Raw genomic sequence first — 17011 nt, forward strand, 5'->3', positions numbered from 1 at the left:
CCGGCGGCCATGTCCGCATGCCGGACGATGCGTGTCAATCATTGGGACGAGGAGTAGGGTCCAGGCATGTCTCGCAGCATTCGCCTCGCAGTGATCCCCGGTGACGGAATCGGCCAGGAAGTCGTGGCGCAGGGCCTCAAGGTCCTGACCGCGGTCCTCCCCGAGGACGTCAAGCTGGAAACCAAGGAATACGACCTCGGGGCCAAGCGCTGGCACCGCACCGGCGAGACCCTGCCGGACGAGGAGCTCGCGTCGCTCAAGGAGCACGACGCGATCCTGCTCGGCGCGATCGGCGACCCGACGGTGCCGTCCGGCGTCCTGGAGCGCGGACTGCTGCTCAAACTCCGCTTCGCCTTCGACCACTTCGTCAACCTGCGCCCCTCGAAGCTCTTCCCGAACACCGCCACCCCGCTGGCGGGCCGCCCCGACATCGACTTCGTCGTCGTCCGCGAGGGCACCGAGGGCCCCTACACCGGCAACGGCGGCAGCCTGCGCACCGGCACCCCGGCCGAGGTCGCCACCGAGGTCAGCGTGAACACCGCCTACGGCGTGGAGCGGGTGGTCCGGGACGCCTACGAGCGCGCCAACGCCCGCCCGCGCAAGAAGCTGACCCTGGTCCACAAGAACAACGTGCTGGTCTACGCCGGCCACATGTGGAAGAACATCTTCGACAAGGTCGGCCAGGAGTACCCCGAGGTCACCACCGACTACCTGCACGTCGACGCGGCGACGATCTTCCTCGTCACCCAGCCCGAGCGGTTCGACGTGATCGTCACCGACAACCTCTTCGGCGACATCCTCACCGACCTCGCCGCCGCGGTCACCGGCGGCATCGGCCTGGCCGCCTCCGGCAACATCAACCCCACCGGAGCGTTCCCCTCGATGTTCGAGCCGGTGCACGGCTCCGCGCCGGACATCGCGGGCACCGGCAAGGCCGACCCGACCGCCACGATCCTCTCCGTCGCGCTGCTGCTGCGCCACCTCGGCCACGAGGAGCAGGCCGCCCGCATCGAGACGGAGGTCGCCGCCGACCTGGAGGCCCGCGGCGACGCGCCACGCACCACCGACGAGATCGGCGACGCGCTCGCGGCACGCGTAGCGGGCTGACGCCCGACGCACCACGCAGCACCACCTCAGCGCCGGGCCGACCAGGGCCCGGCGCTGTCCGCATGGGCCCCGCTCCCGCCCCGTGCCCCGGCCCCCCTGTGCTACCGGCGGGTCGGGTGCCACCATCTGACGCGGGCGCACGCCGGTTCCGGCGGCGGACGCCCACGAGCGATAATCGGACGAGGGGCCGCCGTCCGGCGGGAAACTCGGACGTCCCAGTAACGACCGGTACGACCGAGCCACCCGCAGTGCGCGCGGCCGCTCCCAACCGCACCGGTGCCGCGAGCGGGGACCCTCCCCGGCCCGAGGGCCGGGCCGGTGCCCCTTCCCCGGCTCGCGCGGGGAGAGACCCTCCGGCAATGCAGGCATCGGACCACGCAGTGAAGGACACGGATACATGACGACGCCCACGATCGAGCTCAAGCCTTCCTCGCACCCGCTGCCCGCGGCGGAGCGGGAGCAGATCCTGGCGGCCCCCGGCTTCGGCCGCCACTTCACCGACCACATGGTGACGATCAAGTGGACCGAGGGCCGCGGCTGGCACGACGGGCAACTCGTGCCGTACGGTCCGCTCGCCCTCGACCCGGCGACCAACGTCCTGCACTACGCACAGGAGATCTTCGAGGGCCTCAAGGCGTACCGCCAGCCCGACGGCAGCGTCGCCACCTTCCGTCCGGACGCCAACGCCCGCCGCTTCCAGGCGTCCGCCCGCCGACTGGCCATGCCGGAGCTGCCGGTCGAGACCTTCGTCGAGGCATGCGACCTGCTGGTCCAGCAGGACAAGGACTGGGTGCCCGCGCACGGCGGCGAGGAGTCGCTCTACCTGCGGCCGTTCATGATCGCCACCGAGGTGGGGCTGGGCGTCAAGCCCGCCAACGAGTACCTCTTCGTCGTCATCGCCTCGCCGGCCGGCGCGTACTTCCCCGGCGGCGTCAAGCCGGTCTCCATCTGGCTGTCCGAGGACCGGGTCCGGGCCGTCCCCGGCGGCATGGGCGACGCCAAGACCGGCGGCAACTACGCCGCCTCGCTGCTGGCCCAGGCCGAGGCCGCGGCCCGCGGCTGCGACCAGGTCGCCTACCTCGACGCGGTGGAGCACACCTGGGTCGAGGAGCTCGGCGGGATGAACCTCTACTTCGTCTACGGCGCCGCGGACAACGAGAAGCCAGTGATCGTCACCCCGCAGCTGACCGGCTCGCTGCTCCCCGGCGTCACCCGCGACTCCCTGCTCTCCGTCGCCCGCGACCTGGGCTTCGAGTCCGAGGAGGGGCGGATCTCCATCGACCAGTGGCAGAACGACTCCGCGGCCGGCACGCTCACCGAGGTCTTCGCCTGCGGCACGGCCGCCGTGATCACCCCGGTCGGCACGGTCAAGCGCGAGGGCGCCGAGTGGACCCAGTCCGGCGGCGAGCCGGGCAAGGTCACGCTGAAGCTGCGCGAGGCGCTGCTGGACATCCAGCGCGGGGTGACCGCCGACGAGCACGGCTGGATGCACCGCATCGGCTGAGTAGAGCGGTGCCCCGCGGGCCCGCCCGTACGCACGACCGAGGCCGCCCCGGCAGGACGCCGGGGCGGCCTCGGCCGTCCCGCCCTTCGGGGGCGGCGGCTCAGCCGACCTCCACCGGCGTCTCCTGCGCGGCGGGGCCGTCGGCCGCGCGCAGCGGCGGGACCGGGCGCGGCTGCCGGGCGACCAGGGCCAGGTAGACCACGGCGGCGGTGGCGGCGGCGAGCAGGAAGCTCATGTCGATCCCGCCGGTGTACTTCAGCAGCGGGCCCTCGTAGGGGGAGCCCACGCCCAGCAGGCCGACCGCGGAGCCCAGCGCCCAGGCGACGGTGGCCTGGACGTTCCAGCCGGCCTTGAACCAGTACACGCCGCCGATCGTGCCGCGGTTGTAGACCTGGAGCGAGTCCGGGTCGTAGACGCCGCGGCAGCGGACGAAGCCGATCACGGTGATGACCGCCCACGGAGTGCCGATGGCGGTCATCAGCAGCACGAAGGAGGTCATCGCGTTCTGCGCGTCCCACAGGAAGTGGCCGACGTAGACCAGCGCGGTGGAGACCGCGGCGACGACATAGGTGGCCTGGGTGCGGGTGGCGCGCGGCAGGATCGCGTCCAGGTCCAGGCCCATGCTGTAGAGCATCAGACCGGAGTTGCCTGCGGAGCCGGCCGAGGCGTTGAGCAGCAGGAAGATCAGGTACCACAGGGGCGCGCCGGCGACCAGCGGGCCGGCGTAGTCCGAGCCGGCGCCGACCGCGAGCGCGCTGAACGTCCCGAACAGCTGCGGCACCAGCAGACCGAGGACCAGGCCCAGGTAGGTGGCGCCGAAGACCGCCCTGGAGCTGTGGCGGCGGGGGGAGATGTAGCGGCTGTAGTCGCCGAGCAGGGTGATGAAGGCGATCGGGCCGCTCAGGCCGGCCGAGACCGCGGAGAGCAGCCAGGTCTGCCAGTAGCCGCCCAGGGCGTAGTGGACGCCGGGGATCGGGGCGGTGGTGAAGTGGTGCGCGAAGGCGAAGACGCCGATCACCAGCAGGATCGTCAGGCCGATCGAGAGCACCTTGCTCAGCCGCAGCAGCACCTTGTAGCCGTAGACCGCGCCGATGGCGGTGGCGGCGGCCAGCACCGCGTAGACGACCGTGTACGCCGCCCCGTCGGCGGGCAGGCCGACCAGGCGGTGGAGGCAGCCGACCATGGCGTCCCCGCCGACCCAGAGCGTCAGTGCGGTGTAGCCGAGCGAGAGCAGCAGGCCGATCACCGAGCCGATGAGCCGGCCGCGGACGCCGAAGAAGGCGCCGCTGCTGGTGGAGAGGTTGGTCGCGCTGCGCAGCGAGACCAGGGCGAGCGGCGCGGTCAGCAGCGCGCCGACCAGGGTGCCGGCCGCGAGGGAGGTGACCGAGCCCCAGAAGCCGAGGCCGAAGGAGACCGGCAACCAGCCGAAGATCACAACGCCGAGTGCGAGGTTCGAGCCGAGCAGGATGGAGACGAGGTCGCGAGGGCTACTGGTGCGCTCCTCGTCCGGGATGGTGTCGACTCCGCGTTGTTCTATCGGCATGAGGGCTCCCCTGAGAGGCCGGAACAGGTGTGAGAAGCGGTGCTGGGCGCGGTGCTCCGTCGTGGACAAGGGCTTCGTTCGGCAGTGCCTGCGAAGCGGGTGCTCGCTGCTGCGAGATCATTTGAGTGATGCTCTAAAAACGATCAGTTCGAGCCATGTTCTAGAGCGACGCTCAATATGAAGCACCCGTCCTGCCTAGGTCAATGGTTTCGGAATGATGAATTCCAAGTTAGAGTGATGCTCAATTCGAGCGGGAGGAAGTGACAGGATGCGGCTCACCCCCACGGAGCGCGACCGGTTGTTGCTGTTCGGCGCGGCCGAGCTGGCGCGGGCGCGTCGGGCTCGCGGCCTGAAGCTGAATGTTCCCGAGGCGACCGCGTTGATCGCGGACACAGTCTGCGAGGCGGCGCGGGACGGGCGTCGCCTCGCTGAGGCCATTGAGGCGGCGCGTAGTGCGTTGGGGCCTGAGGATGTGCTGCCGGGGGTGGCGGATGTGGTGACCGAGGTGCATGTGGAGGCCGTTTTTGATGACGGTTCCCGGCTTGCGGTGGTCACGGATCCGATCGGTGTCGGGCCGGTCGAGCCCGTCGGCGGTGGCGGTGGTGGGGTGGTGCTGGCGCCGGGGGCGGTGTTGCCGGGTCCGGCTGATCCGGAGCCCGAGCCCGCGGTGGTGATCGAGGTGCGGAACACCGCGAGCGTGCCGATCAGTGTCACCTCGCACTTTCACTTCTTCGAGGCGAATCCGCGGTTGGCGTTCGATCGTGCCGCTGCGTATGGGATGCGGTTGTGTGTGCCGGCCGGTTCGTCGGTGCGGTTCGATCCCGGTGGGTCCGTGGAGGTCGGTCTGGTGCCGATCGGTGGTGCCCGGATCGCGATCGGGTTCGCCGGTCTGGTCGACGGGCCGCTCGATGCGCCGGGGGCTCGGGCCGAAGCGCTGCGGCGGGCTGTCGCCTGTGGCTACCTGGGAGCTGAGGAGCAGGGATGACCGGGAGCATTGACCCTTATGAGTACGCGTCGGTGCATGGTCCGCGGGCCGGGGACCGGGTTGTCCTTGGTGACTGTGGGTTGGTGGTCCGGGTCGAGTCCGATGCGCAAAAGCCCGGTGAGGAGTTCCTGGCGGGTTTTGGCAAGACTGCCCGTGACGGTCTGCATCTCAAGGCCGCCTCGGTGCGGGAGACGTGCGATGTGGTGATCAGCAATGTGCTGGTCATCGATGCGATCCAGGGCATCCGCAAGACCTCCATTGGTATCCGCGAGGGCCGTATCCACGCCATTGGGCGGGCCGGGAACCCCGACACCCTCGATGGGGTGGAGGTGGTGGTCGGTACCGGCACGTCCATCGTCTCGGGCGAGGGCATGATCGCCACCGCGGGCGCGGTGGACACCCATGTCCATCTGCTCTCGCCGCGGGTGATGGAGGCGTCGTTGGCTTCCGGTGTGACGACCATCATCGGTCAGGAGTTCGGGCCGGTGTGGGGTGTCGGTGTCAACTCGCCCTGGGCGTTGGGGCATGCGTTCAATGCCTTCGATGCCTGGCCGGTCAACATCGGTTTCCTGGGCCGTGGTTCGTCCTCCGGTCAGGCCCCGCTGGTCGAGGCGCTGGTCGAGGGGGGTGCGCTGGGTTTTAAGGTGCACGAGGACATGGGTGCGCATGCGCGGGCGTTGGACACCGCGTTGCGGGTCGCCGAGGAGTACGACGTGCAGGTCGCGCTGCACAGTGACGGTCTCAACGAGTGCCTGACCGTCGAGGACACCTTGCGTGTGCTGGACGGCCGGACCATCCATGCCTTCCATATCGAGGGTTGTGGTGGTGGGCATGTCCCCAACGTGTTGAAGATGGCCGGTGTCCCCAACGTCATCGGTTCCTCGACCAACCCCACCCTGCCCTTCGGTCGGGATGCGGTCGCCGAGCACTACGGCATGATCGTCTCGGTGCACGATCTGAAGACCGATCTGCCTGGTGACGCGGCCATGGCTCGGGACCGTATCCGTGCCGGCACCATGGGCGCCGAGGACGTGCTGCACGACCTCGGGGCGATCGGCATCACCTCCTCCGACGCCCAGGGCATGGGCCGGGCCGGCGAGACCGTCCGCCGCACCTTCGCCATGGCCGGCAAGATGAAGGCCGAACTCGGGCCCCTGCTTCCCCGCGACGGACAGGCCGGCGACGGCGCCCACGACGACAACGCCCGGGTACTGCGCTACATCGCCAAACTCACCATCAACCCCGCCATCGCCCACGGCCTCTCCCACGAGATCGGATCCATCGAAGTCGGCAAGATGGCCGACATCGTGCTGTGGAAACCCCAGTACTTCGGCGCCAAACCCCAACTCGTCCTCAAATCCGGCTTCCCCGCCTACGGCGTCACCGGCGACCCCAACGCCGCCACCGACACCTGCGAACCGCTCGTGCTCGGCCCGCAGTTCGGGGCGCACGGCGCGACCCCGGCGGAGATCTCGGTGGCCTTCGTCGCCGGCGCCGCGCTCGCGCAGGGCAACGACGGAATGCCCACCCGCCGACGCCGGGTCGCCGTCCGCGGCACCCGCGGTATCGGCCCCCGCAACCTGATCCACAACGCCCGGGTCGGCGACGTCCAGGTCGACGAACGCAGCGGACTGGTCACCCTCGACGGCGACCCGATGCGCTCCGAACCGGCCGACACCGTCTCACTGTCCAGGCTCTATTTCCTCTGACGAGACCCCTCTGACGAGACCCCTCTGACGAGACCCCTCTGACGAGACCCCTCCGGCGAGACCCCTCTGACGAGACCCCTCTGACGAGACCCCTCTGACGAGACCCCTCCGGCGAGATGCTCGCTGGCGAAGATCCCTCCGACGAAGATCCGTCCGACGACGGCCGGGCCGCCGCACCCCCCCCGCTCCGTAACACCGTTACAGACGCGACCGGTGCGGCGCCCACCCCGCCCTTCCTTCCGCTCCGCGACCCCGCGCGCACCCCGAGGACCGAGGACCCCGTATGAACACGCCCGCCGCCGACGGCTTCCGCATGCCCCCCGAGTGGGCCCCGCACGAGCGCACCTGGATGGCCTGGCCCGGCCCCAACTTCACCTTCGGCGCGGAGGGCGACGAGACGCTCGCCGAGGCCCGCCGCGCCTGGGCCGCGGTCGCCCGCGCGGTACGGCAGTACGAGCCGGTCACCGTGGTCGCCGGCCCCGGCCAGCTGGACGGCGCCCGCGCCCTGCTCGGCGAGGACGTCGAACTCGTCGAGCGCCCCCTCGACGACGCCTGGATGCGCGACATCGGCCCCACCTTCCTCACCAACGACCAGGGCGAACTGGCCGCCGTGGACTGGGTGTTCAACGGCTGGGGCGCCCAGGAATGGGCCGCCTGGGACCGCGACGCGAAGATAGCCGAACAGGTCGCCGGCCTCGCCGGGGCCCGCCGCTACGCCACCTCCCTGGTCAACGAGGGCGGCGGCATCCACGTCGACGGCGAGGGCACCGTGCTGCTCACCGACACCGTGCAGCTCGACCCCGGCCGCAACCCCGGCCGCACCAAGGAAGAGGTCGAGGCCGAGATCCACGCCCACCTCGGCACCACCAAGGCGATCTGGCTGCCGCGCGGCCTGTACGCCGACTACGGTCAGTTCGGCACCCGCGGCCACGTGGACATCGTCGCCGCCTTCGCCCGCCCCGGCGTGGTGATGGTCCACACCCAGCCCGACCCCGACCACCCCGACCACGCCATCTGCAACGAGATCGTCAAGGTGCTGCGCGCGTCCACCGACGCCAGGGGCCGCCAGCTGGAGGTCGTGGAGATCCCGGCCCCCACCGTCATCGAGGCGGACGGCGAACTGGTCGACTACTCCTACATCAACCACCTGCAGTGCAACGACGGCATCGTGCTGTGCGCCTTCGACGACCCGCGCGACGAGGAGGCGGCCGCGATCTTCCGCCGGCTGTTCCCCGCGCGCACCGTCACCCTGGTGGACGCCCGTACGATCTTCGCAGCGGGTGGCGGTATCCACTGCATCACCCAGCAGCAGCCGAAGGTCTGATGCACCCCTGAACGACCCAGCCCGACCCGACCCCGGAGGTCACCGTGTCCGGTCCCGTACGCCGCCCCCGACGGCGGCTCAGCCAGCCGCGCGAACAGGTGCTGGCCGCGGCGATGGCCACCATCGCCGCCGAGGGACTGGACCGGCTCACCATGGCCGGACTGGGCCGCGAGGTCGGCATGAGCAGCGGCCACATCCTCTACTACTTCGGCACCAAGGACGAACTGCTGCTCCAGACCCTCCAGTGGAGCGAGGAGCAGCTCGGCGCCGAGCGCCGGGCCGCCCTCGCCCGCCGGGTCTCCGCCCGGGAGCGACTGGACGCCCTGATCGACCTCTACCTCCCCGAAGGCCACCGCGACCCGCGCTGGACGCTGTGGCTGGAGGTCTGGGTCCGCTCCCAGAACGCCGACGAAGAGACCCGCGAACGCCAGCTCGACCTGGAGCTGGCCTGGCACCGCGACCTCGTCGCCCTGCTCGTCGAGGGCGCCTCCAAGGGCGAGTTCCGGCCCGTCGACGCGGAGCGCTTCGCCACCCGCACCCGGGCCCTGCTCGACGGCTTCGGCACCCACCTCGTCGTCGGCCTCCCCGGCACCGACCGCGACCAGGTGCGCGACGAGGTCCGCCGCTTCCTGGACGAATCGCTCACCCCGACCGCGGACTGACGACCACCGCACCGGCCCCGCGGACCCCACCGCACCGGCCCCCGCGGACCCCACCCGCCGCCCACCCCCCCCCACGGCCGTGACCGCAACGCACGCAAGTACGCGTGATCGTTGCCGCCCCGACCCTTGCCGACGGGCCCGCTCTCGGCGACCGTGATCGGCTATGGGACGAGAGCAATGGAAGAAGATCTGGGTCGGCTCGGCCGGCAACATGGTCGAGTGGTTCGACTGGTTCGTCTACGCCAGTTTCGCGGTGTACTTCGCCGACGCGTTCTTCCCCAAGGGGAACGACACCGCCAACCTCATGAACACCATGGGGATCTTCGCCGTCGGCTTCTTCATGCGCCCGGTCGGCGGCTGGCTGCTCGGCCGGGTCGGTGACCGCCGGGGCCGCAAGGCCGCGCTCACCCTGACCGTGTCCCTGATGTCCGCCTCGGCCGTCCTGATCGCCGTCGCCCCGACCTACGCCGTCGCCGGCTACGGCGGCATCGCCGTCCTGCTCGTCGCCCGCATGCTGCAGGGCCTGTCGGTCGGCGGCGAGTACGCGGCCAGCGCCACCTACCTCACCGAGGCGTCCGCACCCGAACGCCGCGGCTTCGCCTCCAGCTTCCAGTACGTGTCGATGACCGCCGGCCAACTGCTGGGCCTGGCACTGCAGATCGTCCTCCAGCGCAGCATGTCCGAGCAGGCACTGCACAGCTGGGCCTGGCGGATCCCGTTCATCGTCGGCGCGCTCGGCGCGGGCATCGTCTTCTACCTGCGCCGCAACATGCTGGAGACCGACGTCTACGCCGAGGACGACACCCGGACCGACCCCGACCGCGGCACCATGAAGGCGCTGTGGGCCCACAAGCGCGAGGCGTTCCTGGTCATCGCGCTCACCATGGGCGGCACGGTGGCGTACTACACGTACACCACCTACCTCACCAAGTACCTCTCCGGCACCGCCGGACTGTCCAAGCCCACCGCCTCCCTGGTGAGCTTCTGCGCACTGTTCCTCTTCATGTGCCTCCAGCCGCTGGCCGGCAGGCTGTCCGACCGGATCGGCCGCCGCCCGCTGCTGATCACCTTCGCCGTCGGCTCGACCTTCCTGACCGTGCCGATCATGACGCTGCTCAAGCACGCCGGCTCCTTCTGGCCGGCCCTGGGCCTGTCGCTGCTGGCCCTGGTCGTGGTCACCGGCTACACCTCGATCAACGCCTGCGTGAAGGCCGAGCTGTTCCCCACCGGCATCCGCGCGCTGGGCGTCGCCCTGCCGTACGCCATCGCCAACGCCCTGTTCGGCGGCACGGCCGAGTACGTCGCCCTGTGGTTCAAGAACGGCGGTATCGAGTCCGGCTATTACTGGTACGTCTCCGGCTGCGCGGCGGTCTCGCTGGTCGTCTACCTGACGATGCGGGAGACCCGGACGATCGACCTGCACCGGGTCGGCAAGGAGACCGGCGACGGCACCGGCGAGCGGGTGCTCGCATCCTGAGACGGAGCAACGGCGGGGGCGGTCATGTGCCAGACTGCCCCCGTGCTCTCGTTCGCCATGATTATTGGCAGCAGGCGCGCCGGTCCGCAGTGACCGCCCGTACGACCCGAGTACGGCGCGGCCATCGTCGTCCCAGACCCGCGCGCAGACCTCTCGCACCCGCGAGAGGTTTTTTCGTTTCCGGCCCACCTGCTCGTCGGAGGCGGAGCGCGAGGGAACATGGAGGGACGGTGGAACCGGTCATTCCGGTAGACCGAGACCCGACAGGAGCCAGACCAGCATGACGGACGTTCCCGAAGCCGCCGTTCCCGACGCCTTCCACGTATTCGACACCACGCTGCGCGACGGCGCACAGCGCGAGGGCATCAACCTGACCGTCGCCGACAAGCTGACCATCGCCCGCCACCTGGACGACTACGGCGTCGGCTTCATCGAGGGCGGCTGGCCCGGCGCCAACCCACGGGACACCGAGTTCTTCCAGCGCGCCCGCGCGGAGATCGACTTCCGGCACGCCCAACTGGTCGCCTTCGGCGCCACCCGCAAGGCCGGCGTCCGCGTCGAGGACGACCCCCAGGTCGCCGCGCTCCTGGAGTCCGGCGCCCCGGTCATCACGCTGGTCGCCAAGTCCCACGTCCGCCACGTCGAACTGGCCCTGCGCACCACGCCCGAGGAGAACCTCGCGATGGTCCGGGACACCATCGCCCACCTGCGCGCCCACGGCCGCCGCGTCTTCCTCGACTGCGAGCACTTCTTCGACGGCTACGCACTGGACCCGACCTACGCCAAGGAGGTCGTGCGCACTGCCAGTGACGCCGGTGCCGACGTCGTGGTGCTCTGCGACACCAACGGCGGGATGCTGCCGGCACAGGTGACCGCGGTGGTCCGCACCGTCCTCGCCGACACCGGCGCCCGGCTCGGCATCCACGCCCAGGACGACACCGGCTGCGCGGTCGCCAACACCCTGGCCGCCGTGGACGCCGGCGCCACCCACGTCCAGTGCACCGCCAACGGCTACGGCGAACGGGTCGGCAACTCCAACCTCTTCCCGGTCGTCGCCGCCCTGGAACTCAAGTACGGCCGACAGGTCCTGCCGGCCGGCAAGCTCGCCGAGACCACCCGCATCTCGCACGCCATCGCCGAGGTCGTCAACCTCACCCCCTCCACCCACCAGCCCTACGTCGGGGTCTCCGCGTTCGCCCACAAGGCCGGGCTGCACGCCTCCGCGATCAAGGTGGACCCGGACCTCTACCAGCACATGGACCCGGCGCTCGTCGGCAACACCATGCGGATGCTGGTCTCCGACATGGCCGGCCGGGCCTCGATCGAGCTCAAGGGCAAGGAGCTCGGCATCGACCTGGGCGGCGACCGGGAACTGGTCGGCCGGGTCGTCGAGCGGGTCAAGGAACGGGAGCTGGCCGGCTACACCTACGAGGCCGCCGACGCCAGCTTCGAACTGCTGCTGCGCGCGGAGGTGGACGGCAAGGCGCTGCGCTACTTCACCGTCGAGTCCTGGCGCGCCATCGTCGAGGACCGCCCCGACGGCACCCACGCCAACGAGGCGACCGTGAAGCTCTGGGCCAAGGGCGAGCGGATCGTGGCCACCGCCGAGGGCAACGGCCCGGTCAACGCACTGGACCGCGCGCTGCGGGTGGCCCTGGAGCGGATCTACCCCCAGCTGGCCTCGATGGAGCTTGTGGACTACAAGGTCCGCATCCTTGAGGGCGCCCTGGGCACCGGCTCGATCACCCGGGTCCTGGTCTCCACCAGCGACGGCCGCGGCGAGTGGTCCACGGTCGGCGTCGCCGAGAACGTCATCGCCGCCTCCTGGCAGGCACTGGACGACGCCTACGCCTACGGCCTGCTGCGCGCGGGGGTCGCGCCGCAGGCGTAGCGGTAGACCGGCGCGCTCGGCCGGGCAGTGCGAGGAACGTTCCACTGCCCGGCCCGGCCGTACCGGTCAGCTGGAGGACAACCTGGCCTCGATCTTATTTGCCAGGTCTCGGCACTTGGTGGTGTTTTTGAACAGTGGGGCCAGGTAATTGTTCGGGTACGATTCCTTGATTTCGGCAATAAGGGCCATGAGGGTCTGTCCTGTGATTTTGTGAATACTGGTCAGCTCGGCTTCCCAGTTATATTCTGGGTCATTGACCGCAGTCAGGTTCAGCTGATTGAAGACCAGCTGCAGGATCAGCCGGTTTCCGTGTGTGGCGACTGCGAACTCTCGGTCCAGTAGATTTTTGCGACGTTTCGCCAGATCGTTCTCTACGGAGCGCATCACTTGAACGCAACGCCAGACGCGATGAGCGGTAGTTCCTCCGTTGAACAGGTTGACGTACGGGGCCCTCGCGGTGTTCTCGGAGAGCCGGCCAACGGCGCTTTTCGCCATTACGGAATAGTGCGGATTGTTGTGGGCGCACGCGAGCGCTACCAGTGCATCTTCGACCGTGCACCCGTCGGTTTCTGCAGGTGGATTCTCTCCTCGCTTGACCGAATATTGCTTCCGCAGGGAAAGCGGCATGTCGCGGCGAAGCCGCCCCTGTTGTCGATCTAGTGCGACGAAGTCTCGACTCTCTACGCTGCAGAGATTTCAGCCTGGCGTGCTTGGAGTGCCGGAGAAAATCGATCAAACCGCATGTTGAAAAGATCGCTGCACCCGCTTCGGACCTTCAAGGCATCCCCTTGGGAGAGCCCGGTGTCGCCGGAAGGGTCCCACTTGGACTGCACCAAGACTAGGCGTCGATTCACACCGTCGATCGCCAGCGCATCGATCCCGTTGTCGTGAAAGCCATCAACGACTGCCTTCGCGGCTTCTTCGGCTGAAATGCCCGTAAAGCCTTGAGCCGCGCGCGAAGCAAGGGCGCGACTGAGAAAAGCTGGTTGCCGTTGCCTTTCCGGCCTGCCTGCATAGTCGTTCAGATCGATGAGGTTGGAGTAGTCCTCCGTCAAGGAATCCTTGATGTGCCCAACACGCAGTGCGCGCACGTGAGTTCCGCCCCTCAGTGGTTCTGTGAACCGTGCCAGATTGCTGAGCCGAGAAACGTGGCGAGGTGCAAACGCCAGGAAACACGTGAGGTTTGCTGCCGGAACGTTCCGTCGCGAGCGGGAAAGCGGCGAGGGCCCCGGCGGCGTGTGTTGCCGGGGCCCTTCGCATAGCCGTTGCCGGGTGTCAGGCGGCCTTGACCGCCGAGATGTCGAAGGTCAGCTTGACCTTGTCGCTGACCATGACGCCGCCGGTCTCCAGGGCCGCGTTCCAGGTCAGGCCCCACTGGGAGCGGAGGATCTCGGCGCTGCCCTCGAAGCCGACGCGCTGGGCGCCGTAGACGTCGGTGGCGGCGCCGTTGAACTCCAAGTCGATGGCGAGCGGGCGGGTGACGTCCTTGATCGTCAGGTCGCCGGTGACGCGGTACGTCTCGCTGTCGAGCTGCTCGACCGCGTTGGAGCGGAAGGTCATCAGGGGGAACTGCTCGGCGTCGAAGAAGTCGGCGCTCTTGAGGTGGCCGTCGCGGTCGGCGATACCGGTGTCGATGCTGGCGATCTTGACGTCGATGTGCGCGGTGGACGCGGCCGGGTTGCCGCCGTCCAGCTTCAGCACGCCCTCGTGCTCGCCGAAGGAGCCGCGGACGTTGGTGACCATGGCGTGCCGGACGGTGAAGCCGATGCTGCTGTGGGCCGGGTCGATGGTGTAGTCGCCGGTCAGGGCGGCCAGCGCGGGGTCTGCGTCCAGCACGGCGGCAGCGGCGGGAGCGGGAGCGGCGGTGGGGGCGGCGGTGCGCTTGCGGAACAGGGACATGACTTCTCCTCGGGGGGCGGGGCGCGGGCGGGGGCCTCGGCGGTCGAACGGACGGCATTGTTTAACGTTCAACGAGATTCACCGTAGCGGCATCTCGTTCAACTTTCAACCGTTCCGGTCCGGGATTCCTTCGAACGGGTGGCACTCGCGCCCCCGGCGCGCGGTCATTGCCGCCCCGCGCGGCCCCGTGCTAGACCATCGGGAACTCCCAAGTGCGCAGCGCCACACCCCAGTTGACACCACGGAGAGGAGCGACCATGTCGCCCGCAGCCACCCCGTCCGCCTGGTCGCGCCGCGGCTTCCTGGCCGCCTCCGGTGCCGGCGCACTGACCCTCGCGCTCGGCACCGCCGCCGCACCGGCGTCCGCCGCCCCCGCCGACCCGTACACCACCCTCCGCCGCCGCTGGTGCGACCTCACCCTCGGCACCGGCTACGACCCCGCCGCCGCCCCCTACGCCACCGCACTCCAGGAGACCGGCGACCTGGCCGGCACCTTCCACCGCACCATGCGTCCGGCCGCCGACTCCCTCTGGCCGGACAGCCCCTACGACCCGCCGTCCGGCATCACCCGCAGCTACAGCCGCCTCGCCACCATGGCGCTGGCCTGGGCGCAGCCCGGCACCGGCCGCACCGACGACCCCGACCTCGCCACCGCCGTCCGCACCGGCCTGGACCACCTCGACCGCACCGTCTACCACCCCGCCACCGCCCCCTACGGCAACTGGTGGGAATGGCAGATCGGCACCCCCAGACTCCTGCTCGACACCCTCGCCGTCCTCGACGAGCACCTCCCCGACGGCGCCGGCGACGCCCTCCGCACCCGCTGCCTCGCCGCCGTCGACCACTTCGTCCCCGACCGCGCGCTCGGCGCCTACACCGGCACCAGCACCGGCGCCAACCGCGTCGACCTCTGCCGGGTCGTCGCCCTCCGCGGCGTCCTCGGCCGCGCCCCCGCCAAGATCGCCCTGGCCCGCGACGCCCTCTCCCCGGTCTTCCCCTACGCCACCCAGGGCGACGGCCTCCACGCCGACGGTTCGTTCGTCCAGCACACCTGGGTCGCCTACTCCGGCACCTACGGCGCGGTCCTCCTCGACGGCCTGGGGCGCCTCTTCACCCTGCTGCGCGGCTCCACCTGGGAGGTCACCGACCCCAACCGGCAGATCATCCTCGACAGCGTCGAGCACGCCTACGCCCCGCTGCTCCACGACGGCCTGGTCATGGACAGCGTCAACGGGCGCGCCATCAGCCGCGGTTACCTGCGCGCCGACGAACGGCACCTCCTGCACAGCGACCACCGCCACGGCCACGCCCTGATCGCCGCCATCGCCCTGCTCGCCGACGCCGCCGCCCCCGCCGAACGCGACCGCTGGCACGCCATGATCAAGGGCTGGATCGCCCGCGACCGCACCCTGCCGATCCTCACCGACCGCCAGTACGCCGTCGCCGACCTCGCCCGTCTCGCCGCCGTCGACGCCGGCCTCGCCCCCGCCGCCCCCGAACCCGTCGGCCACCGCCTCTTTCCCGCCATGGACCGCGCCGTGCACCGCCGCCCCGGCTGGACAGCCGGCCTGGCCATGGCCTCCGACCGCGTCACCCACTACGAGAACGGCAACGGCGAGAACCGGCACGGCTGGCACACCGGCTCCGGAATGCTCTACTGGTGGCCCGCGGGCCGGGCCGGCGACCAGTACACCGACGCCTTCTGGCCCACCGTCGACCCCTACCGGCTCCCCGGCACCACCGTCTCCACCAAGCAGCTCGCCGACAACGAGGGCGGCGGCTGGGGCGAGCCCAAACCCGCCGCCCGCTGGGTCGGCGGCACCACCGACGGCAGCTACGCCGCCCTTGGCCAGGACCTGCGCGGCCTGGCCTCCACCCTCACCGCCCGCAAATCCTGGTTCGCCCTCGCCGACTGCGTGGTCTGCCTCGGCGCCGGCATCACCGCCCGCGACGGCGTCCCCGCCGAGACCGTCGTCGACAACCGCAACCTGGGGGAGCGGGGCACCGCCGCCCTCACCGTCGACGGCGTCCGCCGGCCCACCGCCCTCGGCCGCACCACCGTCCTGCCCCGCGCCCACTGGGCCCACCTCGCGGGCCACGGCGGCTGGGTCTTTCCCGGATCGCCCGGTGGCGCCCGCCTCCACGTCCTGCGCGAGGACCGCACCGGTCGCTGGTCCGACATCAACACCACCTCCACCACCGACCCGTACACCCGCCGCTACCTCACGCTCTGGCACGACCACGGCACCGACCCCACCGACGCCGGCTACGCCTACCTCCTGATGCCCGGCGCCACCCGGAGCGCCCTGGCCGCCCGCGCCGCCGACCGGCACTGGCTGACCGTCCTCGCCAACGATCCCGACCGCCAGGCGATCGCCGTGGACCCGCTCGGCGTAACCGCCGCCAACTTCTGGCGGGCCGACACCGCAGGCCCGCTCGCCGCCGACGGCCCCGCCAGCGTGCTGATCCGGGAACGGCGCGCCCCCGGCCGGACCGGCCGCACCGCCACCCTGTGCGCCGCCGCCCCCACCCGCACCGGCGATCCCCTCCGGATCACCTGGTCCCGGCCGGTCCGCGCGGTCCTCCGGCACGACCCTTCCGTCGAGGTGCGGGGCACCGGCGACACCCTGCGGTTGCGGTTGACGCCCGGCACCGCCTGTGCCACCCACACCTGCACGGTGCTGCTGCACTGACCGCTCGCGGGCCGCGTCAAACCATCGACCGGGCACAACATCACCCGGCTGGCGTTTGTCGGCACCGTACAGACGCTGGACACCGCGTCCACCCCGCCACAGCTCGGTCCTCGGGCCTCGGACAGCGGGGTTCTGTACTGCCTGCCCACGAAATCGCGTCCGACGTTGTACGAAACCGACATCGGTGTAGGGGGCCTCGCCCACGTACCGTCGATAC

The 17011-nt window shown here is 70.4% G+C and carries 13 protein-coding genes; 9 read left to right on the forward strand and 4 right to left on the reverse strand.

Annotation, left to right across the window (positions count from 1 at the left end):
- The first annotated feature begins 66 nt into the window (after nt 1-66).
- Nucleotides 67-1107: a 3-isopropylmalate dehydrogenase gene (locus JNO44_RS29520; protein ID WP_205366789.1), complete on the forward strand. Its 1041-nt coding sequence runs from the start codon at nt 67-69 to the stop codon at nt 1105-1107.
- Between the two features lie 397 nt (nt 1108-1504).
- Nucleotides 1505-2611 (forward strand): branched-chain amino acid aminotransferase, encoded by a 1107-nt coding sequence (locus tag JNO44_RS29525; protein ID WP_073447647.1) that lies wholly within the window; start codon nt 1505-1507, stop codon nt 2609-2611.
- A 100-nt stretch (nt 2612-2711) separates the two neighbouring features.
- Here JNO44_RS29525 and JNO44_RS29530 read toward each other — a convergent pair whose 3' ends face one another.
- Complete coding sequence (locus JNO44_RS29530) at nt 2712-4154, reverse strand: cytosine permease (protein ID WP_205366790.1); 1443 nt, start codon at nt 4152-4154, stop codon at nt 2712-2714.
- A gap of 268 nt (nt 4155-4422) precedes the next feature.
- Here JNO44_RS29530 and ureA point away from each other — a divergent pair, with 268 nt between their 5' ends.
- The 6 genes from ureA to cimA all read left to right on the forward strand — a co-directional run bounded on the left by ureA (nt 4423) and on the right by cimA (nt 12202).
- Complete coding sequence (gene ureA, locus JNO44_RS29535) at nt 4423-5139, forward strand: urease subunit gamma (RefSeq protein ID WP_205366791.1); 717 nt, start codon at nt 4423-4425, stop codon at nt 5137-5139.
- On the forward strand, nt 5136-6848 hold the full coding sequence (locus JNO44_RS29540; protein ID WP_205366792.1) for an urease subunit alpha: 1713 nt from the start codon (nt 5136-5138) through the stop codon (nt 6846-6848). Before ureA ends, JNO44_RS29540 begins: the two co-directional genes overlap by 4 nt.
- Before the next feature lie 283 nt (nt 6849-7131).
- Nucleotides 7132-8172 (forward strand): agmatine deiminase family protein, encoded by a 1041-nt coding sequence (locus tag JNO44_RS29545; protein ID WP_205366793.1) that lies wholly within the window; start codon nt 7132-7134, stop codon nt 8170-8172.
- 44 nt (nt 8173-8216) lie between these two features.
- Nucleotides 8217-8834 (forward strand): TetR/AcrR family transcriptional regulator, encoded by a 618-nt coding sequence (locus tag JNO44_RS29550; RefSeq protein ID WP_205366794.1) that lies wholly within the window; start codon nt 8217-8219, stop codon nt 8832-8834.
- Nucleotides 8835-8997: 163 nt separating this feature from the next.
- Complete coding sequence (locus JNO44_RS29555) at nt 8998-10311, forward strand: MFS transporter (RefSeq protein ID WP_205366795.1); 1314 nt, start codon at nt 8998-9000, stop codon at nt 10309-10311.
- Between the two features lie 280 nt (nt 10312-10591).
- Nucleotides 10592-12202, forward strand: coding sequence for a citramalate synthase (gene cimA / locus JNO44_RS29560; protein WP_205366796.1), 1611 nt, complete (start codon nt 10592-10594; stop codon nt 12200-12202).
- 66 nt (nt 12203-12268) lie between these two features.
- Here cimA and JNO44_RS43770 read toward each other — a convergent pair whose 3' ends face one another.
- From JNO44_RS43770 to JNO44_RS29570, 3 genes are all read right to left on the reverse strand, one after another.
- The gene (locus tag JNO44_RS43770; RefSeq protein ID WP_240167706.1) at nt 12269-12829 is read right to left on the reverse strand and encodes a hypothetical protein; all 561 of its coding nucleotides are present in this window, start codon (nt 12827-12829) and stop codon (nt 12269-12271) included.
- Nucleotides 12830-12882: 53 nt separating this feature from the next.
- Nucleotides 12883-13257, reverse strand: coding sequence for a hypothetical protein (locus JNO44_RS43775; protein ID WP_240167707.1), 375 nt, complete (start codon nt 13255-13257; stop codon nt 12883-12885).
- Nucleotides 13258-13477: 220 nt separating this feature from the next.
- Complete coding sequence (locus JNO44_RS29570) at nt 13478-14101, reverse strand: YceI family protein (protein WP_205366797.1); 624 nt, start codon at nt 14099-14101, stop codon at nt 13478-13480.
- A 257-nt stretch (nt 14102-14358) separates the two neighbouring features.
- Here JNO44_RS29570 and JNO44_RS29575 point away from each other — a divergent pair, with 257 nt between their 5' ends.
- Entirely contained in the window at nt 14359-16794 is a 2436-nt protein-coding gene (locus tag JNO44_RS29575; RefSeq protein ID WP_205366798.1) for a polysaccharide lyase 8 family protein, read from the forward strand.
- The last annotated feature ends 217 nt before the right edge of the window (nt 16795-17011 follow it).

The sequence above is a fragment of the Streptomyces noursei genome (assembly GCF_016917755.1).
Lineage (GTDB): Bacteria > Actinomycetota > Actinomycetes > Streptomycetales > Streptomycetaceae > Streptomyces > Streptomyces yunnanensis.